This is a genomic window from Paraeggerthella hongkongensis (assembly GCF_003726035.1).
Lineage (GTDB): Bacteria > Actinomycetota > Coriobacteriia > Coriobacteriales > Eggerthellaceae > Paraeggerthella > Paraeggerthella hongkongensis.
This window is the reverse complement of sequence record NZ_QICD01000023.1, coordinates 11,865-37,446: the sequence shown is the minus strand read 5'-3', so window position 1 is coordinate 37,446 and position 25,582 is coordinate 11,865. Positions and strand designations below refer to the sequence as shown.

Sequence of the window (25,582 nt, the reverse complement as noted above, 5' to 3'; positions counted from 1 at the left end):
CGGTCTCCGACGACGTCGAGTGCATCAAGGGCGCCGACTTCGTCTACACCGACGTGTGGTACGGCCTGTACGACGAGGAGGAGGGCGGCGCGTCCTACATGGACGTCTTCTTCCCCAAGTACCAGGTGGACATGGAGATGATGGACTTCGCCGGCCCGGACTCCAAGTTCATGCACTGCCTGCCGGCCACCCGCGGCGAGGAAGTGACCGACGAGGTCATGGACAGCCCCGAGCGCAGCCTGTGCTGGGTGGAGGCCGAGAACCGCAAGCACTCCATCCGCGCCATCCTGGCCTACCTGTGCCCGAAGACCGTCGAGGACGCGGCCGTGGCCGACGCCGCCGAGGCCCGCATGCGCCGCATCCTGTCGGCTTGACGGCTGACGGGCTAGCCGACGCTGTGGGCGGCTGCGGCACGCGGTCTTCGCGCGATGCCAAGGACTCGCGTGCCAAAGTACGCGCCGCTCTCGTCATCCCGCGGATTTCGCACGCCGCAGCCGCCCTCGCTGACTGACTACGCCAACCTGCAACCCGCTCTCAAAAAGGGGATGGTCTGATGGCCAAGAAAAAGAAATTTCGCATGATCGACGCGATCCTCACGGTGATCTGCGTCGTGTTCGTCGCCGAAGCGGCTGCTCCAGCCGCCGCCATCGGCAACTCCCAGTTCTTCTGGTGGATCTTCCTCATCGTTGCGTTCCTCATGCCGTACGGCCTTATCGTGTGCGAACTGGGAACCACGTACGCCGACGACGAAGGCGGCATCGCCGACTGGGTTCGCCGCGCGTTCGGCGACAAGTGGGGAAGTCGCGTAAGCTGGTACTACTGGGTTAACTTCCCGCTGTGGATGGCGTCGCTCGCCTTCCTGTTTCCCGAGACCATCGCGTTGATGACCGGCTTCGAGCTCGGCTTGGTCCCCACGCTTGCCATCGAGCTGGCGTTCGTGTGGATCGTCGTGTTCATGAGCTTTTCGAAGGTGTCCGATTCCGCGTGGATCCTCAACTTGTCCGCCGTGCTGAAGGTGCTTATCGCGGTGTCGGTGGGCGGCCTGGGCGTCTACTACGCCGTGACGAACGGCTTCGCCAGCGACATGTCCCCGGCTACGTTCCTGCCGTCGATGGATGCGAGCAGCTTGACGTATCTGTCCATCATCCTGTTCAACTTCATGGGCTTCGAGGCTATCGCCGTGTTCGCCAACGACATGGAGAATCCGAAGAAGCAGATCCCCACGGCCATCATCGCCGGCGGCATCGCCATTGCGGCCATCTACCTGTTCAGCTCGTTCGGCATCGGCGCCGCCATCCCGTCCAACGAGGTGTCGCTCGATTCGGGCATCATGGACGCGGTGGCCATCATGGCCGGCAACGGCAGCCTGCTGTTCATCGCCATCGGCGTTATCTTCCTGGTCACGCTGTTCGGCAACATGATCAGCTGGTCGTTCGGCGTGAACTACGTGGCGGCCCATGCAGCCGACAAGAAGAACATGCCCGGCGTGTTCGCGCGCCTCAACAAAAAGGGCGTGCCCACCGGGGCGGCTCTTGTGAACGGCGTTATCGCGAGCGCGCTCGTGCTGGTGTCGCCTATCATGTCGGCCGTTGGCCTGGACGGGTTCTTCTGGATCTTCTTCTCGATGAACATCGTGTTTTTGCTGATCTGCTACATGCCGATGTTCCCGGCGTTCTTGAAGCTGCGCAAGGTGGATCCGAACCGTCCGCGCATCTTCCGGATGCCCGGCGGCACGGTGGCCGCGACGGTGGCGTGCTGGGTGCCCGTCGTGCTGCTCATTTTGTCGATGATCGCCACCATCGTGCCGCTTAACGGTTCGGAGGAGGAGCTGTCGAAGATCCCGATGCTGGTCGGCGTGCTGGTGTTCGCGGTGATCGGGGAGGTCGTGCGCGTGGTGTCGGCGCGGAAGCGCACCGAGGAGTACCGCGGCATGGCTCTTGACGGCGATCCCGAAGCGTGGGATGCGGCTCACGGCTACCTTGACCTGACGGTGGAAGCGGGCCCGCAGGAAGCGGCCGAGCGGGATTTGGAACTCGCGCGCTGATCGATCGGGCTCTGCGACGCGGCGGGAGATGCGCGGGTTCCGTGCTCTCTCGCCGCGTTCGTTTCTGGGGCGAACCGCCTTGAACCGCCTCGATCCCGCCGCTGCGGCTTGTGCTTGCACGGCCTTCGGGCGCTGTCGGAGGTTTTCCGCGGTTCCCTTCGCCTATAATGGATCCTGTTGCGGGCGCCTCGATCCCGCCGCCTCAACGCTGAAAGGATCTTCATGTCGCCATCCGAGGGAACAATTCTGCTGATCGCGAATCCTGCGGCGCAAAACGGCAACGGAGCGGCGGCTGCCGATCGGGCGGCGGCCGCCCTGCGCGCGCAGCTGGGCGAGGATCGGGTGGTTCTCGCTCGCACGGCGGGCCCGCGGCATGCGTCCGAGATCGCCGAGCGTGCCGAGGGCTGTTCGACCGTGATCGCGTTGGGCGGAGACGGCGTTATCCACGAGGTGGCCGGCGGACTGCTTCGAAGGCCGCTCGATCGTCGTCCTGTGCTCGGCGTTGTTCCCGTGGGGTCGGGCAACGACTACGCGCGCACGTTGGGCATGTCGCACAAGGTTGACGAGGCGTGCGCGCAGGTGCTGGCGGCGCAGGCGCGTCCGGTGGACGTGGGGCGCGTGAACGACGATTGGTTCCTTGAGACGCTTTCGTTCGGATTGGACGCCGCCATCGCCCACGATACGGTGGATCGTCGCGTGCGCACGGGGCGGACGGGCGCGCTGCTGTATATGGAAGGCGGTGTCGACCAGCTGCTGCACCATCTTGATCTATACCGGTATCGCGCCTCTTTCGACGGAGGCAAGGCTGTCGATTCGCAGTCCATCATGTTCGCCGTGCAGATCGGGCCGTATTACGGTAGCGGATTCAAGATTTGCCCGGATGCGCTCGTCGACGACGGGCTCTTGGACGTTTGCATTGCTCATCCTCCCGTGAGCGTTGCGCGCGCTTTGTACATCTTCATGCGCGCCAAGGACGGCAAGCATGTAGGGTTCAAGCAGGTCGAGCTGCGGCGCTGTCGCACGTTGCGCGTGGAGTTCGACCAGGCGCCGCCCGCTCAGGTGGACGGCGAACGCCTGAGCGGGCGCACGTTCGACATCTCCGTGGACCGAGGCGCCTTGCATGTGCTGATGCCCACGGCGTGAAGCCGGGCGGTCCGCGTCCGCACTATCAGATCGGCCGGCCCCGCAAGGTTCGCAGGGCCGGCCGATGGTTTTCCGACTGGCTTTTCAGCGGGACGGCGGATGGGCGGACGCTACTTCACCACGCGCACGCGACGCACGCCTTCGATGGCCGCCAGCTTCTCCACGGCGGCTTCGGGGGCGGCGGCATCCAGGTCGAGCAGGGTGTAAGCTGCTTCTCCGCGAGCCTTGTTCGTCAGGTTGTCGATGTTGACGCCTGCATCGCCGAACACGTTCGTGATCTGGCTGATCATGTTCGGCACGTTCGCGTGCAGCACGGCCACGCGACCGCCCTCGGCCGGGCAGGGGCCCATGTCGCAGGCCGGGTAGTTCACCGAGTTGACGATGTTGCCGTTTTCCAGGTAATCCATGGTTTGACGCACGGCCATGATGGCGCAATTGTCCTCGGCTTCGGCGGTCGATGCGCCCAAGTGCGGCAAAACGATGGCGCGTTCCATCTTCATGACGACGGGGTTCGCGAAATCGGTCACGTAGGCGCCCAGTTTGCCGCTGGCCAGCGCTGCCGCCATGGCGTCGTCGTTCACCAGCGTGTCGCGGGAGAAGTTCAGGAAGACCGCGCCGTCCTTCATCAGCGAGCAGGCGCGCTCGTCGATCATCCCGACGGTGCCCTCCATGGCCGGCACGTGGATGGTGATGTAGTCGCACTCGCGCAGCAGGTCGTCCAGGTTCGTTGCGTGGCGCACCGAGCTGGACAGGCGCCATGCGGCGCCCACCGACACGTACGGATCGTAGCCGTAGACGTCCATGCCCAGGTCGATAGCGGCGTTCGCCACCAGAGCGCCGATGGCCCCCAAGCCGATGACGCCCAGCTTCTTGCCCTGGATCTCGCGCCCGGCGAACGCTTTCTTCGCTTTTTCGGCGGCTTTGCCGATGTTCGGGTCGTCGGCGTTTTCGCGGCACCAGGCGATGCCGTCCACGATGCCGCGGCTGCCCAGCAGCATGCCGCACAGCACAAGCTCCTTCACGGCGTTCGCATTGGCGCCGGGAGTGTTGAACACCACGATGCCCGCTTCGGCGCAGCGGGCGAGCGGGATGTTGTTCACGCCCGCGCCCGCGCGCGCGATGGCCAGCAGTTCTTCGGGGAATTCCATGTCATGCATGGCGGCGCTGCGGACGAGCACGCCTGCGGCCTGCGATACGTCGTCGGTCAGGGAGTAATCTTCGGTCAGCAAATCGGTTCCGTAGGCGGAAATGTTGTTCAGGCAGTGGATGTGGCGCATGGCGTCTCCTATCGAAAGGTGAAGCGCGGCGGCTTCATCGCCCGACCGCCGCAGGTTTTGGCACAATGGTTCCATAGTGCGTTCGGCGTTTCCGGTTGTCAATAAAAACCATGCGTGCGTCACTTTAGGCCGGTGGAGTGGTTGCGAACGCCGACGTTCGGCGATGCTCGGATCGTTGGAATCGCGAAGGGGAAGGCGCGCGCGGATGCAGAAGCGCGAAGAAGCCGCCGGTCATATCGGTACGGCGGCTTCTTCGCGTGCGTTTTCGGTTGGTTCGGGCGCGTCGGCGGGACGTCCGCTTACTTTTGCGTGGACAGGAAGATCTGCAGCGACATCTGCTCGATCTGGTCTTGCATGTCCTCCAGTTCGTCGACATGGCGGTCTTCGTCGTTCAGGATGGACATGAGCATGTCCCGCGTGGCGTAGTCGAGCACCTGGCCGGCCAGCACGATGGCTTCGTTGTAGTTCCGCACCGTGTCGATTTCAGCCGCATGGTCGTTGTCGATTTGCTGGGCAACGCCGGCCCCTATCTTGATGTCGTTGAGGCTGGACACGATGGGCGTGCCTTCCAGGAACAGGATGCGGCCGATGAGCATCTCCGCATGTTTCATTTCGGCGATGGCGCGCTTCTCGAAGCTCTCGTGAAGCTTTCCGTAGCCCCAATCTTCGCACATTTCGGCATGGACCATGTACTGGTTGATTGCGGTCAACTCTCCGGCGAGCAGGTCATTTAACGCTTGGATGAGTTCTTGATTTCCCTTCACGGCGGTGCTCCTTCCGTTGATGTTGCCGAGGGTCGTCGAAAACCCTCGTCTTTAACGATTGTATGGACTCGACTGGCGTCTGCGGGCCTGCGTTCGGTATCGTAGGCGTGCTGTGGCCATCTTGATACCGGTCGATGTTTTCGGCCGTGTTTTTGAAAACCCTGCAAAAATGAGCAGGGGATAAGACGCGTGTGCTAGAATAAACGGCTGGTATTGCAATATCGGAAGGGACGCATATGTCAGGGCATTCAAAATGGGCAACTACAAAGCATCGCAAGGCTGCGCAGGACGCTAAGCGCTCGGCCTTGTTCTCCAAGCTGTCGCGCAACATCACGGTGGCGGCCAAGGAGGGTGGCGACCCGAACCCCGACAACAACGCGTCGCTGGCCGCCGCCATCGAAAAGGCCAAGGGCTACTCTTTGCCGAAGGACAAGATCAAGGTCGCCATCGACAAGGCCTTCGGTTCGGGCAAGGATTCTGCCAACTACGAGACAGTCGTCTACGAGGGCTACGGCCCGTGCGGCGTGGCCGTCTACTGCGAAGCGCTGACCGACAATCGCAACCGTACCGCCGCCGATGTACGCGCGGCGTTCAGCCATTCCGGCGGCAACCTGGGCACCTCGGGCTCGGTGGCGTTCATGTTCGAGCGCAAGGGCCAGATCATGGTGGCGAAAGAGGTTGAAACTGGCGACAAGAAGAATCCGGTGAGGCCCAACGGCGCTGCCGCCGACGAGGAAGAGTTCATGTTGGCCGTGGCCGAGGCCGGCGGCGACGATTACGAAGATGCCGAGGACGAGTGGATCGTCTACACGGGTCCGACCGATCTCATGGCTGTGAAGAAGGCGCTGGAAGAGGCCGGCATCGTCACGAAGGGCGCCGAGCTGACCATGGAGCCCACCACGCCTGCGGCGGTGAGCGTGTCCGATGCGAAAAAGGTCATGCGCCTGGTGGACAAGCTGGAGGAGTTGGAGGATCTTCAGAACGTCTACCACGCCATGGATATCACCGACGAGATTGCCGCCGCGCTCGACGAATAGCGCACGCAAGCATACGATCAAGGCCGTCGCGATCAGAGCATCTGCGGCGGCTTTTTTGTTTTCGGATCGAAATTCGGCCTTGCGGAAACGCCGTTGCGTCTTAGATGCGACAACGTTCGGCGGGTTGTGCGCTTGTCGAGTCAGCCTTGATATTTTTCTTCGGTTCGTTTCGTTTTGTGATAGGATAGCAACGAACATACGTTTGTACTATATAAAGGTACGCTTGTGGCCGCGTAGCTGCGCAAGCGCGGTGGGAAAGGGTCAAATGACGCAGGTTCAGCGAACGATTCTCGGTATCGATCCCGGTTTAGCCAATACCGGCTGGGGAATCGTGTCTCAGTGTGGGGCGCGTCTTTCCTGCGTTGCGTACGGGTGCATCTCCACTTCGAAGGATACGCCGTTGGCGCATCGTCTTATGAAGATTCATCGTCAGATGGGCGCGATTATCGCCCGCTTTGAGCCAATGTGCGCGGGCGTGGAGACGGTGTGGTTCGGCTCGAACACTCAGAGCGCGTTCGCTACGGGTCAGGCGCGCGGGGCTGCGTTGGTTGCATGCGCCGAGCGAGATCTTCAGGTGGGGGAGTTTTCTCCCAGCCAGATAAAGCTTGCTGTCGTGGGAACAGGCTCTGCCGAAAAAGACCAGGTGCAGTACATGGTGCGTCAGCTTTTGGCGCTTGAAGACATTCCCCATCCCGACCACGCAGCCGATGCGCTGGCTGCTGCGATCTGCTTCACCACTCACGAGGGTTTTGCGGATCGCGCCCGATCCGCGCAGGCGGTGGGTCGCATCGCTTCGCTTCGGCAGGATCGCGAAAGCTGCCCGACGCGTGCGGCGGATGTTGCCCCGGCACGGTTTTCCGTGCCATCTTCCGGAAAGGAAACGGCATGATCGCGTTTTTGAAGGGTACGCTTGCCGGAAAGACTACAACGACGGCGTATATCGAGGTGAGCGGCGTCGGATATGCCGTGGGCATGTCCCAGGCAAGCTTGTCGAAGCTGCCGGAAGCGGGGTCTGCTGTTGAGGTGCATACGTACCTGCAGGTTCGCGATGACGGGCTTTCTCTGTTCGGATTCCTCTCCCTTGAAGAGAAAGCTCTGTTCGAGCGCTTGATCAGCGTGAGCGGCGTGGGGCCGAAAGTCGCCTTGGCGGCTCTTTCGTCGTTCACGCCGGCCGGGCTGGTCTCCGCTATTTCGGCACAGGACGTCGCGGCGGTTCAGCGGATTCCCGGCGTGGGGAAAAAGACGGCTTCCCGCATCATCCTTGAACTCAAGGGGTCTCTTGATCAGGGGTTGGCGGGGCTTTTCGATGAAAACGAGGCCGCGCCGGTTCAGGCCGAGAGCCTGAAAGGCGCGCACGAGGCGCTTTTGTCCATGGGCTTTACGGCGGCGGAAGCTGATCTTGCGTTGAAGGGATCGCCCGAAGGTGCCGACGAGGGCAGGCTGCTACAATACGCGTTGAAGCGTTTGGGCGCGTAAAGAAGCGCGCGACTACCGGTGCAAGGCGGAATGGACGGCATGACACGCGAAGACATCGAAATAGAGGGCCTGGTGTTCTCGGCCGAGGACGCGCCCGCGCATGGCGCAGCGCGTACGGTCGCACCTGATCTGACGGAAGACGATCTGGTGCTCGATCGCAGCCTGAGACCGAAGCGCTTGGGTGATTACCTGGGACAGACGAAAGTCAAGGAGTCTCTTGCCATTTTGATCGAAGCGGCGCAGGCTCGTGGCGACGTGGTTGACCATATCTTGTTTTCAGGGCCTCCGGGCTTGGGAAAAACGACGTTGGCGACGGTGGTTGCGAACGAGTTGGGCGCGAACATCAAGACGACGAGCGGTCCCGCCATCGAACGTACGGGCGATCTGGCGGCCATACTGACGAACCTCGAAGAGGGCGACGTTCTGTTCATCGACGAGATACACCGTTTGAACCGCATGGTGGAAGAGGTTCTGTATCCTGCTTTGGAGGACTTCGCGCTCGACATCGTGGTGGGGAAGGGTCCCGCTGCACGTTCGATTCGCTTGGATCTTCCTCGATTCACGCTGGTGGGTGCCACTACGCGTACCGGGTTGCTGACCGGTCCTTTGCGGGATCGTTTCGGCATCGTGTTCCGGCTCCAGTATTACACGCCTGCGGAACTGGGTTCCATCGTACAGCGTTCCGCGTCCATTTTGGGGGTCGATATCGCAGAAGACGGTGCGCTGGAGATTGCCCGTCGCAGCCGAGGGACCCCGCGTTTGGCGAACCGCCTGCTCAAGCGTGTACGCGATTGGGCGCAGGTTCGCGGGGACGGAGTGATCGACGAGGATGTTGCCGCGCAGGCTCTGAGCTTTTTCGAGGTGGATGCTTTGGGATTGGACGCGGTGGACAACCGCATTCTGGAGTTGCTCGCGGTGCAGTTCGGCGGTCGTCCCGTGGGGCTTACCACGCTGGCCTCGGCATTGTCGGAAGACCCCGATACGCTTGAAGACGTGTACGAGCCGTTTCTTATGCAGCAAGGCCTTATGATTCGCACGCCGAAAGGCCGTCAGGCTACGGAGCGAGCGTACCATCATATTGGAGTGCCCGCTCCGACTGGTTGACGGATGCGGATTGGAGCGCGAAGGTCGGTTCGTAACCGACGGAGTCGCCGATGCGACCAGCCGTGGGTTGCGCCCCTTCGTTTTGAAAGGATACCCCATGCTTGAGCAAGACTACTTGATGCGCATTATCTTGCAGTTCGCAGAAATCGTTCGCCGCAGCTGGACGAAGGCGAAAGACGAGCACGACCCCAAGCGAGCTGCTGATATGTTAGAGGATGCCGTAGGCCAAGCCACCGATATGGATGGGGCGGCTTTGCTCTCGCTCGCTCCTGAGTCCATCGCGTCGGTGATGCAGATATCGGGAGTCGACCCGCGGGTTACCGAGTACATCGCTCGCAGCTTGCTTTTGGCTTCGGGTTACCTACGTGAAGCCGGTGAGTTCGAGCTTGCTGCCGTGCGGGAGGGGCAAGCGCGTGCCATAGCTTCCGAATACGGCTTCGGGCTGCCAGCCAGCCCCGAGGATCTGGCGTTGCTCATGGACGAGGTCGATGCCGAGCTGGCGCAGGCTGCGGAGCCGTCTTTGGCCGCCATGGGGTTCGAGGGTCCTGCCGAGCTGGCGGACCCGCTTGTCGAGAAGGCGAACGGGCAGCGGGAATAACTCGACCCGTGCGCGTTGACTTGGAGCGTGCTTCTGTCGAGGCGTTCGAGCGGTGGGGTTCTTGGCGGCTTGCCTCGCCGGGACCTTGTTTCGGTTTGAACAGGCCGTTTTTTCGACTTGATCGGCAGCCGTCATGGCATCGTGGTTTATGATATCGTGAAAAGGGGATTGATTTCGGGAGGGCTTCTTGTCCATAAACAAGGCGAAAACGCTCATGCGATCGCTTCGCTGGTACCATATAGGCTTCGCATTCGTTTGGGCTGTTATGTTCGGCGGCTTGTCGATATCCGCGGACGCGGGCGGTGATTATGGCGCATATCGCGTATGCCAGCAGGTTTGCGTGATAGCTGCGGTTCTCGTCGCGATGCTTATCGAGCGCTTCCGTATGCCGTTTCCTCCCTTGTGCGGCATCGCGGCGGGCTTGGGATTGGGCTTAGGTGCTCTCGTATTTCATCTCGAGTTTTCTTTCGGCGTTTCTTTATCCGGTTTCTCATGGGTGTCGGGCATGCTCGTTGGCTGCTCGGCAGGTTTTTTCTATGCATTGTGGCAGCAGTTTTTCGCCTCTGAGGGCGCGTCCCGCACGGCTATCTACATTCCTCTGTCCGCCGTGTTGTCGGTTGGATTGTCGGCTATTATGCGCGTGCTTCCCGATGCGGCTCAAATTGCATGCGCGGTGGCGGTGTTTCCCGTGCTGGCTGCAGTGTCGTTGCGGGCGAGCCTTGCGGAAATACGACTGCCCGATCCTCATCCTCGCATGACCCGCGCCCTTGCGGTGTCGACGGTGCGCGATCTTTGGAAGCCCGTGTTCTGTACCTGTGCGATCGGGCTTGTCTGGAGACTCGTATCCGCTCTTTTCTCGGTTCCGGCGGATGCGTCGTCGAATGCCGGCATCGCGGGACTTGCTCTTGCAGCTGCGGTCGTGCTTCTGATAGAGCTGGTTTCCGATCGGGGATTCGAGGCTATGCGCGTGTACCAGGTTCTCTTCCCTCTGGTGACCGGTGCGTTCATGTTGCCGTCGCTTCTTGGCGTGCAGTACGCTCCCGTAGTGGTCGGCATGTTGTTGTTCGGCTTCGAGGTTTTGAACTTGCTTCTTATCGTTACGTGCGCGGTGTACGCAAGCGAGCGAAACGTCCCGGCGGTTCACGTGTACGCCCTGTGCGTAGGGCCAACGCTTGCGTTCATGTTCGTCGGGGATATTCTGGGAACTCGTCTCAATCCCATCATCGCGTACGATTTCGCCCTGGGCGTTAACGTTCTGTTCGTCTGCGTGTACGCTCTGTCCCTGGTGCTGTTCCTCATTTCCTTCAGGCGCAGCCGGCGAAGCTCCACCGCCTTGCAAGGGGAGTCGATTCCGTTTGACATGGCAGTGGTGGGCGCTAGCGAACCTTTGACGCCTGCGGTTTCCTTGGATCCCGAACCCGAGCTTTCTGTCTCGACGCAGAAAGAGGCACCCGACTCTTCGGACATCGGGCTGCTGCTTGATGCTCGCATCGAGGCGCTTGGGCTTTCCGAGCCGTTCAGCAAACGCGAACGGGAGGTCGTCTCGCTTGTTCTTCGCGGCAACAACGTTCCCGGCATCTCTCGAAAGCTCTACATTTCCGAGAACACGACTCGCGATCACATGAAGAGCATCTACCGAAAAGCCGGGGTGCATTCTCGTCAAGAGCTCATCGATCTGTTCGACTAGTCTTTGCTTCTGAGCCGAGGTCGACTGAAAGCAAGGCGGTACTCCGGCCCTGTCGGTCGAGCGGCAAAAGTCTACTTTGATTCCACCCCCCCATAGTTTGGGGGATATTTACGTATGACCAGGTCGCAGTTGAGAACACCATAAAGTATGGGATGCGTGCACCTGCGATCCCACCTTAAGATTCGATGCGTTTCGCGGCAATGCCGCTTATGGAACGCGAAGGAACAAGAATCGAATCAGGAGGGAACGTTATGGGAGAGACGAAGGGCATCTCGCGTCGAAACTTGCTGAAGGGCGCCGCTTTGAGCGCCGCTGGCGTTGCGGCGTTGGGCGTGATGGGCTGCAGCCCGCAGGTGGCGGGTTCCGCTGCAGAGGACTCTGCGTCCAAAACGGGCGAAGCGGGAAAGCACACGTGGGAGATCAAGCCCGAGCCTATTGCCGCAGACAAGATCAAGGAAACGGTGGATACCGAGGTCCTTATTATCGGTGGCGGTTATTCGGGGACGTGCTGCGCTCTCAGCGCTGCTGAGAACGGGGCGAAAGTCGTTTTGGTTGAGAAGGACGCCATGCTCAACGGTCATGGCGTGGGCGGTACCGGCGCTATCGCTTCGCGAGAGCTTGACAAGCTGAACATCGGCTTCGACAAAGCGATCGAAATGGAGCGCTGGGTTTCCACCTGCGGCAACCGCTGCCGTGAGTCTCTTGTGGCGAAGTGGTTCCGCGAGTCAGAGCGTTGCATGAACTGGTTCCTCGACCTTGCGGAAAGCAACGGGGCGAAGTGCATGGTCACCGTGGGGTCGCGCAGCGTCGTGCATCCCGAGATCGACTGCTACCACATGATCGCCGGTGGCGAGATTTTCGAGCAGCACACCATGGCCGATTTCGTTGAGTACTTGTTTGAATCCGAGGCCGTGAAGCACGGAGCCCAGTTCGTGTACGAAATGCCTGCCGTGCGGTTGGTCCAGGACGATTCCGGCAAGGTGACGGGCGCGGTTTGCCAGAATAAAGATGGCGATTACGTGCAGTACAATGTCAGCAAGGGCGTCGTGCTGGCTACCGGCGACGTAAGCTACAACGACGAGTATCTCGATGAGTTCGCCCCGATTGCCAAAAAGGTCATGACGCGCCTCTGCTCGGACCAGGGCAATGTGGGCGACGGGCACAACATGGCCGCCTGGGCCGGCGGTGCTTTCCAGGACGGTCCTTGGCCTACGATGATGCACCCGCAGGCAGCTGCTACGTTCCACGGCCCGTTCCTGTTCGTGAATCCGGAAGGAAAGCGCTTCATGAACGAGGCTACTTGGGTCCAGGGCAAGTGCGTGGGCGTGATGGTGAACGGTGGCTCTGACCACGCCTGGTCGGTGTTCGATGCGAATTGGCAAACCGACCTGCTGGACAGCCTTCAGTACGGCGGCGGAATGTTTTGGGACAGCTTCCGCGCTTACGGCACGGACTACCAGGCAGCCGTCGACTCCCATGCGAAGGGCGTCGAGTCCGGGCTTGAGAAGACGCCTGCCTACTTCAAGCGTGCGAACACGCTTGAAGAGCTGGCCGAAATGATGGAAGTCGACAAGGACGAGTTCTTGGCTTCCGTCGAACGTTACAACAAGCGCTGCAAGGAAGGGGAGGATACGGACTTCTACAAGGAGAGCCACTTCCTCTACCCTATCGAAGAAGGGCCCTTTACGGCATGCATGGTGGCCCCCGGTTTGCTGGCCGTTGTCGGCGGCATCCACGTTTCCGATAACTTCGAGGTTCTGAACGCCGAGAATCAGCCTGTCGAGGGTTTGTACGCCATCGGCAACTGCTCCGGCGACATGTACGCGTACGACTATCCCATCAACGTGCAGGGCAACAGCCACGGTCGATGCCTTGTCGAAGGCAAGTGCCTTGGCGAGCAGCTTGCCGGCGTGTACCAGGAGATCGGCGCTTAGCATGGCAGGCGATTCGCAGCGTTGCGCTGCATGCGAAGCTCAAGTGGACGAGGCGTTTTCCCGCTTGCAGGAGCTGGTGGATGCATTGCCCGCCATGGAGGAAAAGGGACGTTCTCTCGTGCGGGCTAAACAGGCTGAAAGCGTCGTGAGGCAGGCTGAGAGTTTCCAGACATGCAAGTCTTTGCTGGAGCAAGCAGACGATCGGCTGGCTGAAGCCCGAAGCGCTTTGGTTCAAGCAGAGGCCGTGGAAGAAGGCGTCGACGAGGCGCGTCGGGCCGTTCTGCATGCAGCGTCCTTGCGCGGTTTTCGCGTAGGCCCCCTGCAGAATGCTGAAGCAGCGCTGCGCGAATGCCTTGATTCAAGTTCGTTCGCGAATCTGGACGAAGCACGATTCGCATGCATGGAGGAGACTGCGCTTGCGGAGCTTGAAAAGGAGATTTCTGCTTATCGCGAATCGTACGCGGAAGCTTTGAGATTATGCGAGTCGCTCGTTTGAGATCAACGAAACGGTAAAAAAGGCGCTAAAAGAAGATTCCCGGACCTTTTCACTGTTCCATAGCGTATAGTAGACATGTGCCCTCGAGGTGAGGGCGAGTGTTGCGGCCATGCAGCACACAGTGTTACCTTCTCGAGGGATCGGGAAGAGGAAAGAGGATTTAAAATGGCGGAAGGTACTGTTAAGTGGTTCAACCCCGAAAAAGGCTATGGCTTCATCTCCCAGAATGATGGCGAAGACCTCTTCGTGCATTTCTCTGAGATCAAGATGGACGGCTTCAAGACCCTTGACGAAGGTGCTGCAGTGCAGTTCGACGTCACGACCGGTCAGAACGGCAAGCTCCAGGCCAGCAACGTGACGAAGGCATAAGCAGACTAACTTATAGAATGCTGAAATGGCCCCGCAAGACGCGGGGCCATTTTTTTGGTGTTTGATCGGACTGGCCGACGTTTGCAGACTGGCGTGCGGCGCCCGAACTGCTAATGGAGGACGGACCGCGTCGTTAGAGCGTGCGGTCCGTCGAATCCGTGCTTGCTATTGGATGAACATAGCGTCGCCGAATGAAAGCAAGCGATAGCGCTCGGCGATTGCGTGTTCGTATGCCGCCATGACGTTTTCGCGCGAGGAGAAGGCGGATACCAACATCATGAGCGTGGATTTCGGTACGTGAAAGTTCGTGACCAGGGCGTCTACCACGTGGAACTCGGATCCCGGCAGCAGGTAGAGCGAGGTTGCCTCGCGCTCGCGCGGCGTAACGGCACCGGCCTGCGGGTTCCAGGCGCTTTCCAAGCTGCGGACGCTGGTGGTTCCCACGGCTACGACGCGCCCGCCTTGGCGACGCGTTTCGGCGATAGCCTCCACCGTGCGCTCGGGGACCGTGTAGAATTCGGTATGGATGACGTGTTGCGCAGGGTCGTCCTCGTCGACGGTGCGAAACGTGTCCAGCCCTACTTCGAGTTCGACGGTTTCCCAGCGAACGCCCTGCTCTTTCAAGTGCTTGATGAGCTCCGGCGTGAAATGCAGACCGGCAGTAGGGGCAGCTGCCGAGCTCTCGCGGCGGGAGTAGACGGTCTGGTACAGTTCTTCGTCTCCGGCGTAGTTCTTGATGTAAGGAGGCAGGGGCGTGTGCCCTACGGCATGCAGCGCCTCATCAAGGGAAGGCAGCGTTGTGGTCAGGCGAGCGAGGCGCTCGCCTTTCTGAGCGCCTTCGGCCCAGTCGACTATTTCTGCGGAAAGCGCGACGTTGCCATCCGGATCAAGGAAGTCGACCGTGGCGCCCGTGCCCGGCTTCAAGCGTTTTCCCGGTCGCACCAGGACCTCCCAAAGCGCGCTTGCGTTCGTGCGCGGCTCGCGTCCCGTTATTTCGCGCAAGAGGAACACTTCGGCGGCGCCTCCGGTTCCGCGCTTGGCACCCAGCAGGCGGGCGGGCATGACGCGCGTTTCGTTCGCTACGAGCAAATCGCCTGGACGCAAGTACTCGGCGATGTCTCGGAAGATGCGGTCCTCCAGCGCCCCGGTTGCGCGATCCATGACGAGCATGCGGCATCCGTCGCGTTCGGCGGCGGGTTCTTGAGCGATCAGTTCGGGAGGTAGGTTGTAGTCGAAATCGGAAGTTTTCATGCGTGCGGTTCCTTCGCGGCGTTCGTGTAGACGTCGATGCGTGTTTCAAAGCATCTTATTATAGGCGTTGTTTCGACTTGACGGTCGGTTTTCGCCAAGGGTTCGTTCGGTGCGCTTTTGCGCGCAAGCTACTGCGAGGCGTCCTTTTCCTGCGTGCGCAGCGCTTTCAGGACGGCTCGTTTTCGAGCTTGCTTTTCGTCGTAGGCCAGCCGTTCTGCTCGTTTTGCCGTTCGCTCGGCCTCCGCAGCCTCCCGTTCCGCCGCATGCGCTGCGCGATCGGCTTTCCGGGCGGCTTTCCGTTCGGATCGTTCGGCCTCTGCTTCGGCTGCTGAGAAACGACAGCCGCAGTAGTTTTGGCGATACATGCCCGCTTCGCGGCTTCTGCGCGTGGCCTCGTCGTAATAGGGGCGAAAGTCGCGAAACACCGCGCTTACGCCGAAGCGTGCGGCCGCGCTCGAAAGCTCTTCGTGAATGATCTCGGTGTACTGGTACGGGCTTACGGAAAGCGTCGTGCCGATGCCGTCGAATCCGTGCGCTGCGGCAACGAGCGCGGTTTCCTCGAAGCGCAGGCGATAGCATGCGCGGCAGCGCTCCATGCGGCGGGCGGGGTCGATGGCAAGGGGAAGGGGCCTGGCTCCGTCCGACGAAGCAGCAAGGCTCTCGCGTGCTTCCGAGAGGGCTTCTTCGCCGATTCGTCCGGCCGATGCCTCCCATGCGCACGGCGCGCGAAGGCCTTCCATGACCGCGACGTCCTCTTCTTTTGCCCATGCGAGCAGCGCGTCCAGGCGTCGGCTGTATTCTGCATCCGGCGCTATGTTCGAGTTCGCGTAATATATGGTAAGGTCGTGTCCTGCTTCGTGCAGCAGGCGAACGGGCTCGAGCGAACACGGGCCGCAGCAGGCGTGAAGTAGTAGTTTCATCGGGTTTCAGAGCTCCTTCGCAAACGTGGCTTATACTACCACGCTAGGCATTCATCCATCATTTGAGCAAAGGAATTTCGCAATGGCGAACCGTTTTTACCGTGCGATCTGCTTCGATCTTGACGGAACCCTGCTTCCTATGGAGCTTGACGGGTTCATGCAGGCGTACTTTCAGTCGCTTGGCGCGTACGTGGCGCGCTTCGGCGTGGCTCCCCAGGATTTTTCCGCCGGCATGAAGGCCGGCATCAAGGCCATGGCCGCTCATGACGACGCTCGCCCCAACTCCGATGCGTTTTGGGAAGGGTTCCTTGCTTGCGTCGATCGAGACGCGGCGGATTGGGAAGGGGAGTTGGCGGCGTTTTACGATCGCGAGTTCGGTGCGATCGGCAACGATGTGGTCCCCAGCCCTGCGGCGGCGCGCGCGGTGAACGCGCTTGCGGCCAAGGGCTACCCGCTGGCTTTGACCACCATGCCCATGTTCCCCCGCCGCGCGGTGGAATGGCGGTTGGAATGGGCCGGCGTGGACCCCGCCTTGTTCTCGCGCATCACCTCGTTCGAGAACTCGACGTCCGTGAAGCCGAAGCTGGCGTACTACGCCGAGAACCTGGCTGCTCTTGGGGTGTCTGGAAGCGATGTGCTCATGGTGGGCAACAACACGAAAGAGGATTTGGCGTTCATGGGCTTGGGAGCCGATGCGTTCTTGGTGACCGATCTGCTGCTCGACCCGATCGAATTCGACGTGAGCTCCGTTCGAAACGGAACGCTCGAGGCGTTCGCCGATTGGGCGGAGTCCTTGCCCGTTTGCGCCGATCCTGCAACGGGGATAGAGGCGGGGCTTGTTTCGATGGCTGCGCGGGATGAAGCTCTTGCCTCGAACGGTTGCCCCGATGCGCTTGCGGCCGACGCGGCCGTTTCTGCGGCGGGCTTTTCGATCAACGGAGTGGAGGGATAGTCGTGTCGCTGTTCGATTGCACGTGCGAAGCGACGAGCGGTCACGCTCGCGCGCTTACGTACGAAACGGCCCATGGATCGTTTCAGACTCCCATGTTCATGCCCGTGGGCACGAGCGCTACGGTGAAGGGCGTCACCGTTGGCCAGCTGAACGATCTGAAATCCCAGGTAGTGCTGGCCAACACGTACCATTTGTCTTTGCGTCCCGGCGCGGACGTGGTGGAAGAGGCCGGCGGCGTGCACGGGTTCTCGCACTACGACGGCCCGATGCTCACCGATTCGGGCGGGTTCCAGGTGTTCAGCTTGGCCGACACGGTGAAGCTTGACGACGACGGCCTAACGTTTCGCTCCATCTACGACGGGTCGAAGGTGCGATGGACGCCCGAGACGAACATGGCCATCCAAGAGCAGCTTGGCGCCGACATCGCGATGCAGCTTGACCAGTGCGCACCGTATCCGGCCGAGAAGGCCTTTGTAGCGAAGGCAGTGGACCTGTCGGCCAAGTGGGCGCGTCGCTGCCTGACGGCGCACCAACGCGCTGACCAGACGCTGTTCGGCATCGTGCAGGGCGGGATGCACTTGGATTTGCGTTTGGACTCCATTCGTCTGCTGCGCGAGATCGAGGACGAAAGCTTGGCGGTTGGCGGCCGTCGCTTCGGCGGCTTCGGGATAGGCGGCTACTCGGTGGGCGAGGACCACGAAGTCATGTTCGAGACGCTAGGCGACGTCGCGCGAGCGTGCCCTGAAGATCGACCGCGGTACCTTATGGGCGTGGGGAATCCCACCACGCTCGTGCGCGCCGTGCGCGAAGGCGTGGACATGTTCGATTGCGTGCTGCCCACGCGCACCGCGCGCATGGGCACGGCGTTCTCCAGCGCGGGCCGCATGAACATGCGCAATGCGAAGTTCACGCGCGATTTCGGCCCGCTCGACCCCACGTGCACGTGTCCGACCTGCCAGAACCATAGCCGTTCGTATATACGTCATCTGGTCAAGCAGAACGAGATGCTGGGCGGTATCCTGCTGTCCATCCATAACCTGCATTATTTGCTGGATCTCATGCGCCGCGCGCGCGAGGCGGTGCTGGCCGATTCCTACGAGGAATTCTACGGGGAGTGGATGGCAAGCCCGGCGGCGAAAGACTACTGAGTTTCGGCATCGGTCGTTTCGGTTGTTCTGCGCGACGCTCGTGCGCTGGCGTTGAACCAGCTGCGCGGTTTGCGTATAATAGGGTCGAGCCGCAGGGAGCTGGTTACTCCCCACGGCTCTCGAATCGCTTCGGCGGTTTGGCTTTTTGTTTAGGGCTCCCTATCCTTTCGGACTGGGAGCTTCTCTATTATTGCCGCGACGAGCGCGATAAGCTGGAGATCAGCTCGACGGCCGCCGTAATCAAGGCCAAATCGGTCATGGCGTCCACCTCCTCCCGTTCTCCCTTCGTCGGGGGCATGGGTGGAAAGGGGCGCGGAGCCTCGCCGCCTGGTGATCCGTCCTTTAATGATAGCGGCTCGGCCTAGCGCGCAGATGACGTGCGTCCAGCGCGGAGCTCGCGCGTTTCTTTGCGGCTTTGCCGCAGACCTTGCGCGGATCGAGCGCGTTTCCAAAGCGGTTCTATTCGAATTACGCTCGATTTTTCGACCGACTCTTTCGCGGTTCTTCACGTTGCGTTTTCTCGGTTTAACCTTTATCAGGAATAAAAGGCCTCCGGTATCGCTTGCCCTGGTTTTGTGGCACAATAGGGCAGTTATCGTGCGGGGCGATCGAGCCTCGTTCCAGCGTATCTGAGATTACGAACTAGGGAGCGTCACATGGCGGCAGCGCAGAAGGCGAAAAAGAAGCAATCCGGGTCGGTGAACCGGCGCAACGTTTGGTTGCTGGTCGTTACCACGTTGCTGGTTGTCGGCTCGATCTTTATGTTCACGCCGCCCCAGGAAAAAATCAACCAGGGCCTGGACATTCAAGGCGGCCTGTCCGTGGTTCTTACCGCGAAGGGCGCCGACGGTGCTCAAGTAACCGCCGATGAAATGGAGAAGTCGCGCGCCATCATCGAAAGCCGCGTGAACGCTCTCGGCGCGTCCGAGTCGGTGGTGCAGGTGCAGGGAACCGACCAGATCCTCGTTCAGATTCCGGGCCTCACGAACACCGAGGATGCGCTCAACACCATCGGCAAGACCGGCAAATTGGAGTTCGCGCGCCTCGATTCCTTTACGGATGCCGATGCCAAATCGAAAATCGAAAGCGGGCAGTACGGCTCTGAAGGAACCGTGACCGACGCTCTGGGAAACTCCTTCCCCTCGGGTAAAACCGAGCACCTTGAGGTGGCCGAAGGGACGTACACGCCGCTCGTGACCGGTGCCGACATTACGAACGTTTCCGTCGGCAAGCCTTCGGATACGGCAACCGACTACGCGGTCAACATCACGCTCAACTCCCAGGGGGCCCAGGCGTTCGCCGCTGCGACGAAGGAACTTGCGGCAACGAAGGGCAAGATCGTCATTATCCTTGACGGCGAGGTGCAATCCGCCCCCGCCGTGCAAAGCGAGATTCCCGACGGCAACGTGCAGATCACGGGCGGCTACACCCTTGAGGAAGCCAAATCGATGCAGACCGTGCTCGAAAGCGGCTCCTTGCCGGTGAGCTTCGAGTACGCGCAAAGCCAGGTGGTCGGCCCGACGCTCGGGCAGGATGCGCTTCACTCCGGCGTGCTGGTTGCGCTGATCGGCCTGGCCGTGGTTATGCTGTACCTGCTGTTCTTCTATCGGGGCCTGGGCTTCATCACGGCGGGCGCCATGGTGGTGTTCGCGGTGCTGTACCTGGGCATTTTGGCGACGCTTTCCCATTTCGGCCTGTTCAGCTTGTCGCTTGCCGGCATTGCGGGCATCGTGCTGACCATCGGCATGGCCGCCGACTCGTCAATTCTTACCATGGAGCGCTTCCGCGAGGAGATTCGCATGGGTCGCAGCGTGCGCGCAGCGTCCATCACCGGCGTGAAGCACGCTATCGTCACGTCCATCGATGCCGACCTGGTTACGCTGGTGTCGGCTCTCTCGCTGTTCTTCCTGGCCAGCGCTTCGGTCAAGGGCTTCGGCTTGACGCTTGCCCTGGGCATCGCGTGCGACATCCTCATGATGCTGCTGTTCAAGGCACCGCTTATTCGCGTGCTTGCGCCGCGCGTTATCGCGAGGCACCCTGGTTTCTGGGGCATCAAGGACAGCCAGCGGGCGGCGAGCGATTACGCTGCGCTGGCGTCTGCGGAGGGGACGACCGTGGCCGAGGCCGAGATTGGCGAGGCCATCGATCCGGCTGCTTCCGAGAGGGCGGCGGAGCGCTCTGCTGGAGAAGCGGGCGAGGCCGCAGCTGCGAAGGCGCGCAAGCCGCGCGGCAAGTTCATCAAACATGACGTCAACTTCCTAGGCCACCGCAAGGTGTTCCTTACGGTGGCTGCCGTGCTGGTATGCGCGTCGCTTGCCGTGGTGGGCGTGAAGGGCCTCAACTTCGGTATCGAGTTCGTGGGCGGCACGTCGGTTTCGTTCCATAATACCGGACAGGTGTCCATCGACCAGATGCGCGGCGCCTTCAACGATGCGGGCGAACCTGACGCCGTTATCCAAACTACCAACGCTGATGGGGACGAAGGCTTCCTGGTGCGCACTACCACCACGAGCGCCGAAGAAGCCACGTCGCGCGCGAGTCAGGTTGCCGATAAGCTGGGGCTTTCCACCGACAGCTTCGAGGTGACCACCATCGGGCCGGACTGGGGCGCGAGCGTCATCCAGTCTTCGCTCATTGCGTTCCTCGTTTCCATCGTGCTCATCATCATCTACATCGCCATTCGCTTCGAGTACAAGATGGGCGTGACGGCCATCGTGGCCCTTCTGCATGACCTGGTGCTGGTCATGGGCATTTACGCGCTGGTCGGGCGCGAGGTCAACCCGAACACCATCGCCGCGCTTCTTACCATTTTGGGGTACTCGCTCTACGACACGGTGGTCGTGTTCCACCGCATCAACGACAACATGAAGTCCGACGACGTTAAGTGCACGTTCATGACGATGGCGAACCATTCCATCAACCAGGTGCTTGTGCGTACTGTCAACACGACGCTGACTTCGCTTATTCCGGTGCTGGCTATGCTCTTCTTCGGCGGAGAGACGTTGAAGGACTTCGCATTTGCCATGTCCATCGGGTTGATCTGCGGGTCGTATTCCTCGATTGCCGTGGCGGCCCCGCTGTACGCTATGTGGAAAACGCGCGAGCCGCGCTACGCCAAGCTGGTGAAGAAGTTCGGCCCCGAGGTCGGTCGATACGAGTTCGGCAACCCGAACGCCATGGCGGAGAGCGCCTCGCCCAAGAAGGCTGCGAAGGCTGCGGGCGCCGCTTCCGCTCCGGCCGCGAAGGCCGGTTCGAATCATGGCTCGAATGCTGGCAAGACGCAGCACAAGCCGCCCAAGGCGCAGCGCAAGAAGCGCCCCGACAAGAAGTAGCAACAACGGCCCCGGGTGTGAAGCGCACTCCCGTTCTTGGATCGGGAGTGCGCTTCTGCGCTCAAGGGCATTCCCTTGCGGTATGCCGGCTCCCGTCCGTCTGGCGCTTGTCTGTCGTTGCCGGTTCGAATGTGCGCGGTGCAAGGTGCTTGTGGTACTCTAGCGCCAATGAACATGCGAGGAGCAAGGAGTCCGCGATGCGTGAAGGAAGCGCCCCTAACTTTTGTCCGCCGGTGGAGGAGGGCATCGCCATTGTGCTCGAAGACGAGACTGGCGAGCAGACGGAGCTGGAGTTTCTGGGTCTGATTCTGCATGAAGGCAGAAGCTACGGGTTCTTTTTCCCGATCAGCGAAGACGAGCCGGCCGGCTCGTCGGGAGAGGTTGTTTTGCTGGAAGTGACGGAGCTCGACGAGGAAGGCCAGCCCGCAGCTTTCGAGCTTGTCGAGGACGAGGCGGTGGCCTCCGAGGTGTACGAGGACTTCAGGGCGGCAACGAAGGATTTGTACGATTTCGCAGATTAAGGTAAAAACGGCGCGGGGAGCAATCCCCGCGCCGTCGTTTAGCGTCCGAGCAGATCCCATCCTTGCGGTGGCTTGATGCGGTCGGATTGCGCGATGGCCGCAAGATACATCACTTCATGGTGGATGGCTTTTTCTAGACGGCAGACTTCCTCTTCCGTGTTTGCAAGCTCGAAGATCTTCGAAGCGCTGCCCTTGATGGCTTCCATGAGCGCATCGTAGTCGTTTACATCCATTGTTCTCAACCTCTTGCTCTAGCGGGGGAGCGGGGCTTTTTATACTCTGACCTCGCAACACTCCATTCCATTGACGGGTCGTGAACTACAGTGTACGACTTTCGTTTCATCCAGCGCTAGCCTTCCTTCGGCGTACGGAATACTTCACCAAAAACGCAAGGAGAGATGCATCTCCGGCATATTCGCGCAGCAAGCGCGAAAGCGGCGCGGTATGGCGGGTGGGCTTCCGGTCGCCGCCGCGCGTGTTGCGCCGCTTTCGTTTGCGCTGCCGAGCTTAGAACTCGACGGGATTCCAGCTGCCGTCGATATCGCACACCCATGCTTCGGGGTTCGTCACGGTGAAGAACGTGAGCGTCTCGTCTTCGGGTCCGTCGTAGCTTTCGCCGAGCCCGGTCATGTGCTCGAATCCGGCACGCCGCACCTCATTGTTTGCGCGGTCTTCCAGATCGGCTTGTCCGCGCATGATGACCCAGCCGCTTCCCGGTTTCCAGGCGCTCAGTTCGAACTTCGGATTGGCTTTCAGCTCTCGGTATACGTCTTTGGTGGTTGCCGTGCAAAACCAGATGCGGTCGTCCTGGATGGCGGCGAAGCTGAAGGGCCGCACGTGCGGCTGGTCGCCGTCGCATGTGGCAAGATACCAGGCGGGCACGCTCGTTAGGTAGTCGACGATGGTTTCGTTTCCGTTCATGGGATGTTCCTCTCTTCAGTGGGAGACGTTTCTAGTTCGGCTAGCTCGGTATGATATTGGTTGCAACGACGCACGCCAGCATGAGCAGGATTACCCCCGTGCCTCGTGCGTCAAGCTGCGAGTATGCAAGCGGATGCAGCCGCGTCCGCCCGGTCCCCCCGTGGTAGCAGCGTGCATCCATGCCCGAGGAAAGCGTTTCCGCATGGCGAAATGCGCTGGTGAACAAGGGAACCATAAGGGACGCCAGCATGCGAACCTTCCCTTTGGAAAACGTTGCCCCGCGGCTGATCTGCGCGCGGTAGACGGTTTGCAGTTCGAAAGTGAACTGCGGCAGGAATCGAAGCGCAATGCCCATCATCATGGAAAGCTCGTGGGCCGGTACTCCGATGCGCGCAAAGGGGCGAAGCAGGTATTCGAACGCGTCGGTGATGTCGAGCGTGGTCGTGGTTAGCGTAAGAAGGCTCATGCCCAGTAGCAGCAAGAGGAGCCGGCACGCGATGAACGCAGCCTGCCAGATGCCGGCTTCGCTGATGCGGAAGATCCACCACTCGAACAGCACCTGCCCGCCCTGCACGAAGAACACGTTCAGCAGTGCGGTGATGACCACGATGAACGCTAGCGGCGCGATGGATTTGAACGCCGATCGAAGCGGAATGCCCGCCAGCGCGAAGAACCCGAACACGAATGCGGCGCATACGGCAAGTCCCCAGAAGTTCCCTACGTTCGCAACGAATACCACCGCCATGAGCGCAAGCGACAGCAGCAGCTTGGCGCGCGGGTCCATGCGGTGAACAGGGCTTGTCCCCGGCCAGTAGCGTCCGATGACCGCGATGTCAGGCATGACGGGCCTCCGCCTTGTACAGCGCCGCCAGATCGTCGGCAAGCGATTCCACGTCGTACAGCTGGCGGGGCAGGTCAAGGCCCAGCGAGTGCAGTTCGGCTGCAAGCTTGTGCGGGGCCGGGGCGTCCAGTCCGATGGCGCGCAGCTCGTCGCCTTGCGCGAATACCTCGGCTGGCGTGCCCAGGGCAAACTGCCTTCCCTCGTTCAGTACGAGAATTCGATCGGAGAAACGGGCTAGGTCGTCCATGTTGTGCGATACCATCACAACGGTGAGCCCTCCGGCGTGCAGCTCGCTTATGAGGGCGAGAAACTCCTCGCGCGCTACGGGGTCGAGTCCTGCGACCGGCTCGTCGAGCACCAGCACTTGCGGCTCCATGGCCAGAACCCCGGCGAACGCCACGCGTCGTTGCTGTCCTCCGGAAAGCTCGAAGGGACTTTTATCTCCCACGACGTCCGGGTCCAAACGCACGCTCTCCAGAGCGGTGCGCACGCGCGTCTGCACCTCTTCGTCGGGCACGCCCAGGTTCCGCGGTCCGAACGCTACGTCTTCGTTGACGGTGGCTGCGAACAGCTGATGCTCGGGATACTGGAACACCAGGCCTACCTTGCCGCGGCACGCCTGCGCCTCTCGCTTGTCGGCCAAGTTTTTCCCATCAAGGAGCACGCGTCCGCGCGTGGGGCTGACCAGCCCGTTCATATGTTGGATGAGCGTGCTCTTTCCGCTTCCGGTGTGGCCGGCCACGCCAAGGAACTCTCCGTTTTCCAGAGAGAAATTGATGTCGTGAAGCGCCCATACGGCATTGGGATCTGTTCCCCAGGCGGCTTTGCCGTGGGTTTCAAGCGAGGGCGCCTCTTCTATCACGCCGGCTTCCCGGCGCTTCTTCAGGCGACGCTTGCGCTTTTCTTGACGGTCGGGGTCGGAATACGAGTAGCTTACGCCTTCGAAAGCAATGCGCATAGCTCCTCCTTCAAGGCTTCGGTTTCAACATGCATGCCTACGGGAACGCCGCGTTGCTTGAGCGCAAGCGAAAGCGCGGCCGCAAACGGTACGTCGAGGTTCAGGCTTTCCAGCAGATCTGCTCGCACGAGCACTTCTTGAGGGGTTCCGTCGCAGGCGACACGGCCGTTCTCCAATACGATGACGCGATCCGCCTGAGCCGCTTCCTCCATGAAATGCGTGATCATGACGATGGTCATGCCGCGGTCATGGAGTTCGTGGCACACGCGCATAAGGCCCTTGCGCCCGCGCGGATCTAACATGGCCGTCGCCTCGTCGAGCACGAGGATATCCGGCTCCATGGCCAAGACGCCTGCGATGGCTACGCGCTGCTTCTGTCCGCCCGACAGTGCTGCGGTTTCGCGCTTGTCGTAGCCCTGCAGGCCTGCATCCGCCAGCGCGTCCGCTACGCGCTGGCGCAGCTCTTCGGTGGGCACGCCCAGGTTTTCCGGCCCGAATGCCACGTCGTTTTCGATGAGGCTGGCAACCAGCTGATCGTCGGGGTTCTGGAACACCATGCCTGCGTTGCTTCGGATGAAATACGTTGCGTGCTCGTCGCGCGTGTCGCGGCCGAGCACGGTGACGCAGCCCTCGTCGGGAGTTAGAAGCGCGTTCACGTGCTTGGCGAGCGTCGATTTGCCCGACCCGTTTCCGCCGAGAACGCACACGAACTCGCCTTGTTGAATGCGCGCGTCCACGCCGTCGAGCACGAACGCCTCTCCGTCGTACGTGAATCCCACCTTGGAGAACTCGATCATAAGCAGCGGTCC

At 61.1% G+C, this 25,582-nt stretch carries 24 protein-coding genes and 1 pseudogene; 16 read left to right on the top strand and 9 right to left on the bottom strand.

From position 1 onward, the window contains the following. From DMP08_RS09795 to DMP08_RS09785, 3 genes and pseudogenes are all read left to right on the top strand, one after another. Window positions 1-374: pseudogene (locus DMP08_RS09795) on the top strand (putrescine carbamoyltransferase); the annotation flags it as partial. A gap of 179 nt (window positions 375-553) precedes the next feature. Beyond that, window positions 554-2,044 (top strand): APC family permease, encoded by a 1,491-nt coding sequence (locus tag DMP08_RS09790; RefSeq protein ID WP_123192711.1) that lies wholly within the window; start codon window positions 554-556, stop codon window positions 2,042-2,044. A gap of 222 nt (window positions 2,045-2,266) precedes the next feature. After that, window positions 2,267-3,187: a diacylglycerol/lipid kinase family protein gene (locus DMP08_RS09785; RefSeq protein ID WP_123192710.1), complete on the top strand. Its 921-nt coding sequence runs from the start codon at window positions 2,267-2,269 to the stop codon at window positions 3,185-3,187. Between the two features lie 110 nt (window positions 3,188-3,297). Here DMP08_RS09785 and DMP08_RS09780 read toward each other — a convergent pair whose 3' ends face one another. Both DMP08_RS09780 and bfr read right to left on the bottom strand, forming a co-directional pair. Next, window positions 3,298-4,464: a phosphoglycerate dehydrogenase gene (locus tag DMP08_RS09780; protein WP_123192709.1), complete on the bottom strand. Its 1,167-nt coding sequence runs from the start codon at window positions 4,462-4,464 to the stop codon at window positions 3,298-3,300. A gap of 299 nt (window positions 4,465-4,763) precedes the next feature. After that, window positions 4,764-5,228, bottom strand: a complete 465-nt coding sequence (gene bfr, locus DMP08_RS09775) for a bacterioferritin (RefSeq protein WP_123192708.1) — start codon at window positions 5,226-5,228, stop codon at window positions 4,764-4,766. A gap of 236 nt (window positions 5,229-5,464) precedes the next feature. Between bfr and DMP08_RS09770 the strand changes: the two genes are divergently transcribed. The 9 genes from DMP08_RS09770 to DMP08_RS09730 all read left to right on the top strand — a co-directional run bounded on the left by DMP08_RS09770 (window position 5,465) and on the right by DMP08_RS09730 (window position 13,929). Next, window positions 5,465-6,265 carry a YebC/PmpR family DNA-binding transcriptional regulator gene (locus tag DMP08_RS09770; protein ID WP_123192707.1) on the top strand — a complete coding sequence of 267 codons (801 nt, stop codon included), beginning with the start codon at window positions 5,465-5,467 and terminating at the stop codon, window positions 6,263-6,265. A gap of 265 nt (window positions 6,266-6,530) precedes the next feature. After that, a complete protein-coding gene (gene ruvC / locus DMP08_RS09765; protein ID WP_123192706.1) occupies window positions 6,531-7,154 on the top strand; it encodes a crossover junction endodeoxyribonuclease RuvC in 624 nt (207 codons plus the stop codon). Beyond that, on the top strand, window positions 7,151-7,741 hold the full coding sequence (ruvA, locus tag DMP08_RS09760; RefSeq protein ID WP_123192705.1) for a Holliday junction branch migration protein RuvA: 591 nt from the start codon (window positions 7,151-7,153) through the stop codon (window positions 7,739-7,741). Before ruvC ends, ruvA begins: the two co-directional genes overlap by 4 nt. Before the next feature lie 39 nt (window positions 7,742-7,780). After that, window positions 7,781-8,845, top strand: a complete 1,065-nt coding sequence (gene ruvB, locus DMP08_RS09755) for a Holliday junction branch migration DNA helicase RuvB (RefSeq protein ID WP_123192715.1) — start codon at window positions 7,781-7,783, stop codon at window positions 8,843-8,845. Window positions 8,846-8,942: 97 nt separating this feature from the next. Continuing rightward, window positions 8,943-9,443, top strand: a complete 501-nt coding sequence (locus tag DMP08_RS09750) for a hypothetical protein (RefSeq protein WP_123192704.1) — start codon at window positions 8,943-8,945, stop codon at window positions 9,441-9,443. Between the two features lie 187 nt (window positions 9,444-9,630). Then, entirely contained in the window at window positions 9,631-11,130 is a 1,500-nt protein-coding gene (locus DMP08_RS09745) for a helix-turn-helix domain-containing protein (protein WP_123192703.1), read from the top strand. Window positions 11,131-11,381: 251 nt separating this feature from the next. Further along, a complete protein-coding gene (locus tag DMP08_RS09740) occupies window positions 11,382-13,064 on the top strand; it encodes an FAD-dependent oxidoreductase (RefSeq protein ID WP_211328426.1) in 1,683 nt (560 codons plus the stop codon). Window position 13,065: 1 nt separating this feature from the next. Further along, window positions 13,066-13,560, top strand: coding sequence for a hypothetical protein (locus tag DMP08_RS09735; protein ID WP_123192702.1), 495 nt, complete (start codon window positions 13,066-13,068; stop codon window positions 13,558-13,560). Window positions 13,561-13,725: 165 nt separating this feature from the next. After that, window positions 13,726-13,929 (top strand): cold-shock protein, encoded by a 204-nt coding sequence (locus DMP08_RS09730; RefSeq protein ID WP_102375198.1) that lies wholly within the window; start codon window positions 13,726-13,728, stop codon window positions 13,927-13,929. Window positions 13,930-14,094: 165 nt separating this feature from the next. Here the strand turns inward: DMP08_RS09730 and queA are convergent, their stop codons facing one another. Both queA and DMP08_RS09720 read right to left on the bottom strand, forming a co-directional pair. Next, window positions 14,095-15,180 (bottom strand): tRNA preQ1(34) S-adenosylmethionine ribosyltransferase-isomerase QueA, encoded by a 1,086-nt coding sequence (queA, locus tag DMP08_RS09725; protein WP_123192701.1) that lies wholly within the window; start codon window positions 15,178-15,180, stop codon window positions 14,095-14,097. A 128-nt stretch (window positions 15,181-15,308) separates the two neighbouring features. Continuing rightward, window positions 15,309-16,100, bottom strand: coding sequence for an epoxyqueuosine reductase QueH (locus tag DMP08_RS09720; protein WP_123192700.1), 792 nt, complete (start codon window positions 16,098-16,100; stop codon window positions 15,309-15,311). A gap of 82 nt (window positions 16,101-16,182) precedes the next feature. Here DMP08_RS09720 and DMP08_RS09715 point away from each other — a divergent pair, with 82 nt between their 5' ends. From DMP08_RS09715 to DMP08_RS09700, 4 genes are all read left to right on the top strand, one after another. Then, a complete protein-coding gene (locus DMP08_RS09715) occupies window positions 16,183-17,052 on the top strand; it encodes an HAD family hydrolase (protein ID WP_123192699.1) in 870 nt (289 codons plus the stop codon). 2 nt (window positions 17,053-17,054) lie between these two features. Beyond that, a complete protein-coding gene (gene tgt / locus DMP08_RS09710) occupies window positions 17,055-18,200 on the top strand; it encodes a tRNA guanosine(34) transglycosylase Tgt (RefSeq protein WP_123192698.1) in 1,146 nt (381 codons plus the stop codon). Window positions 18,201-18,856: 656 nt separating this feature from the next. Next, complete coding sequence (gene secD / locus DMP08_RS09705; RefSeq protein ID WP_123192697.1) at window positions 18,857-21,532, top strand: protein translocase subunit SecD; 2,676 nt, start codon at window positions 18,857-18,859, stop codon at window positions 21,530-21,532. 197 nt (window positions 21,533-21,729) lie between these two features. Next, window positions 21,730-22,053, top strand: a complete 324-nt coding sequence (locus tag DMP08_RS09700) for a DUF1292 domain-containing protein (protein WP_114566763.1) — start codon at window positions 21,730-21,732, stop codon at window positions 22,051-22,053. A gap of 38 nt (window positions 22,054-22,091) precedes the next feature. Here DMP08_RS09700 and DMP08_RS09695 read toward each other — a convergent pair whose 3' ends face one another. The 5 genes from DMP08_RS09695 to DMP08_RS09675 form a co-directional block, all read right to left on the bottom strand. Further along, on the bottom strand, window positions 22,092-22,286 hold the full coding sequence (locus DMP08_RS09695) for a hypothetical protein (RefSeq protein ID WP_114566764.1): 195 nt from the start codon (window positions 22,284-22,286) through the stop codon (window positions 22,092-22,094). A 274-nt stretch (window positions 22,287-22,560) separates the two neighbouring features. Continuing rightward, a complete protein-coding gene (locus DMP08_RS09690) occupies window positions 22,561-22,974 on the bottom strand; it encodes a pyridoxamine 5'-phosphate oxidase family protein (RefSeq protein ID WP_123192696.1) in 414 nt (137 codons plus the stop codon). Between the two features lie 40 nt (window positions 22,975-23,014). Next, window positions 23,015-23,815, bottom strand: coding sequence for an energy-coupling factor transporter transmembrane component T family protein (locus DMP08_RS09685; RefSeq protein ID WP_123192695.1), 801 nt, complete (start codon window positions 23,813-23,815; stop codon window positions 23,015-23,017). After that, entirely contained in the window at window positions 23,808-24,773 is a 966-nt protein-coding gene (locus tag DMP08_RS09680; protein WP_123192694.1) for an energy-coupling factor transporter ATPase, read from the bottom strand. The genes DMP08_RS09685 and DMP08_RS09680 overlap by 8 nt, the downstream gene beginning before the upstream one ends. Then, window positions 24,749-25,570 carry an energy-coupling factor transporter ATPase gene (locus tag DMP08_RS09675; RefSeq protein ID WP_123192693.1) on the bottom strand — a complete coding sequence of 274 codons (822 nt, stop codon included), beginning with the start codon at window positions 25,568-25,570 and terminating at the stop codon, window positions 24,749-24,751. The genes DMP08_RS09680 and DMP08_RS09675 overlap by 25 nt, the downstream gene beginning before the upstream one ends. Between the last annotated feature and the right edge of the window lie 12 nt (window positions 25,571-25,582).

Excerpts from the sequence above, each read along its gene's own strand:
- DMP08_RS09790 (WP_123192711.1), top strand. The coding sequence starts at position 554 with ATGGCCAAGAAAAAGAAATTTCGCATGATCGACGCGATCCTCACGGTG.
- DMP08_RS09785 (WP_123192710.1), top strand. The coding sequence starts at position 2,267 with ATGTCGCCATCCGAGGGAACAATTCTGCTGATCGCGAATCCTGCGGCG.
- DMP08_RS09780 (WP_123192709.1), bottom strand. The coding sequence starts at position 4,464 with ATGCGCCACATCCACTGCCTGAACAACATTTCCGCCTACGGAACCGAT.
- DMP08_RS09770 (WP_123192707.1), top strand. The coding sequence starts at position 5,465 with ATGTCAGGGCATTCAAAATGGGCAACTACAAAGCATCGCAAGGCTGCG.
- ruvC (WP_123192706.1), top strand. The coding sequence starts at position 6,531 with ATGACGCAGGTTCAGCGAACGATTCTCGGTATCGATCCCGGTTTAGCC.
- ruvA (WP_123192705.1), top strand. The coding sequence starts at position 7,151 with ATGATCGCGTTTTTGAAGGGTACGCTTGCCGGAAAGACTACAACGACG.
- ruvB (WP_123192715.1), top strand. The coding sequence starts at position 7,781 with ATGACACGCGAAGACATCGAAATAGAGGGCCTGGTGTTCTCGGCCGAG.
- DMP08_RS09750 (WP_123192704.1), top strand. The coding sequence starts at position 8,943 with ATGCTTGAGCAAGACTACTTGATGCGCATTATCTTGCAGTTCGCAGAA.
- DMP08_RS09740 (WP_211328426.1), top strand. The coding sequence starts at position 11,382 with ATGGGAGAGACGAAGGGCATCTCGCGTCGAAACTTGCTGAAGGGCGCC.
- DMP08_RS09735 (WP_123192702.1), top strand. The coding sequence starts at position 13,066 with ATGGCAGGCGATTCGCAGCGTTGCGCTGCATGCGAAGCTCAAGTGGAC.
- DMP08_RS09730 (WP_102375198.1), top strand. The coding sequence starts at position 13,726 with ATGGCGGAAGGTACTGTTAAGTGGTTCAACCCCGAAAAAGGCTATGGC.
- queA (WP_123192701.1), bottom strand. The coding sequence starts at position 15,180 with ATGAAAACTTCCGATTTCGACTACAACCTACCTCCCGAACTGATCGCT.
- DMP08_RS09720 (WP_123192700.1), bottom strand. The coding sequence starts at position 16,100 with ATGAAACTACTACTTCACGCCTGCTGCGGCCCGTGTTCGCTCGAGCCC.
- DMP08_RS09715 (WP_123192699.1), top strand. The coding sequence starts at position 16,183 with ATGGCGAACCGTTTTTACCGTGCGATCTGCTTCGATCTTGACGGAACC.
- secD (WP_123192697.1), top strand. The coding sequence starts at position 18,857 with ATGGCGGCAGCGCAGAAGGCGAAAAAGAAGCAATCCGGGTCGGTGAAC.
- DMP08_RS09700 (WP_114566763.1), top strand. The coding sequence starts at position 21,730 with ATGCGTGAAGGAAGCGCCCCTAACTTTTGTCCGCCGGTGGAGGAGGGC.
- DMP08_RS09695 (WP_114566764.1), bottom strand. The coding sequence starts at position 22,286 with ATGGATGTAAACGACTACGATGCGCTCATGGAAGCCATCAAGGGCAGC.
- DMP08_RS09690 (WP_123192696.1), bottom strand. The coding sequence starts at position 22,974 with ATGAACGGAAACGAAACCATCGTCGACTACCTAACGAGCGTGCCCGCC.
- DMP08_RS09685 (WP_123192695.1), bottom strand. The coding sequence starts at position 23,815 with ATGCCTGACATCGCGGTCATCGGACGCTACTGGCCGGGGACAAGCCCT.
- DMP08_RS09680 (WP_123192694.1), bottom strand. The coding sequence starts at position 24,773 with ATGCGCATTGCTTTCGAAGGCGTAAGCTACTCGTATTCCGACCCCGAC.
- DMP08_RS09675 (WP_123192693.1), bottom strand. The coding sequence starts at position 25,570 with ATGATCGAGTTCTCCAAGGTGGGATTCACGTACGACGGAGAGGCGTTC.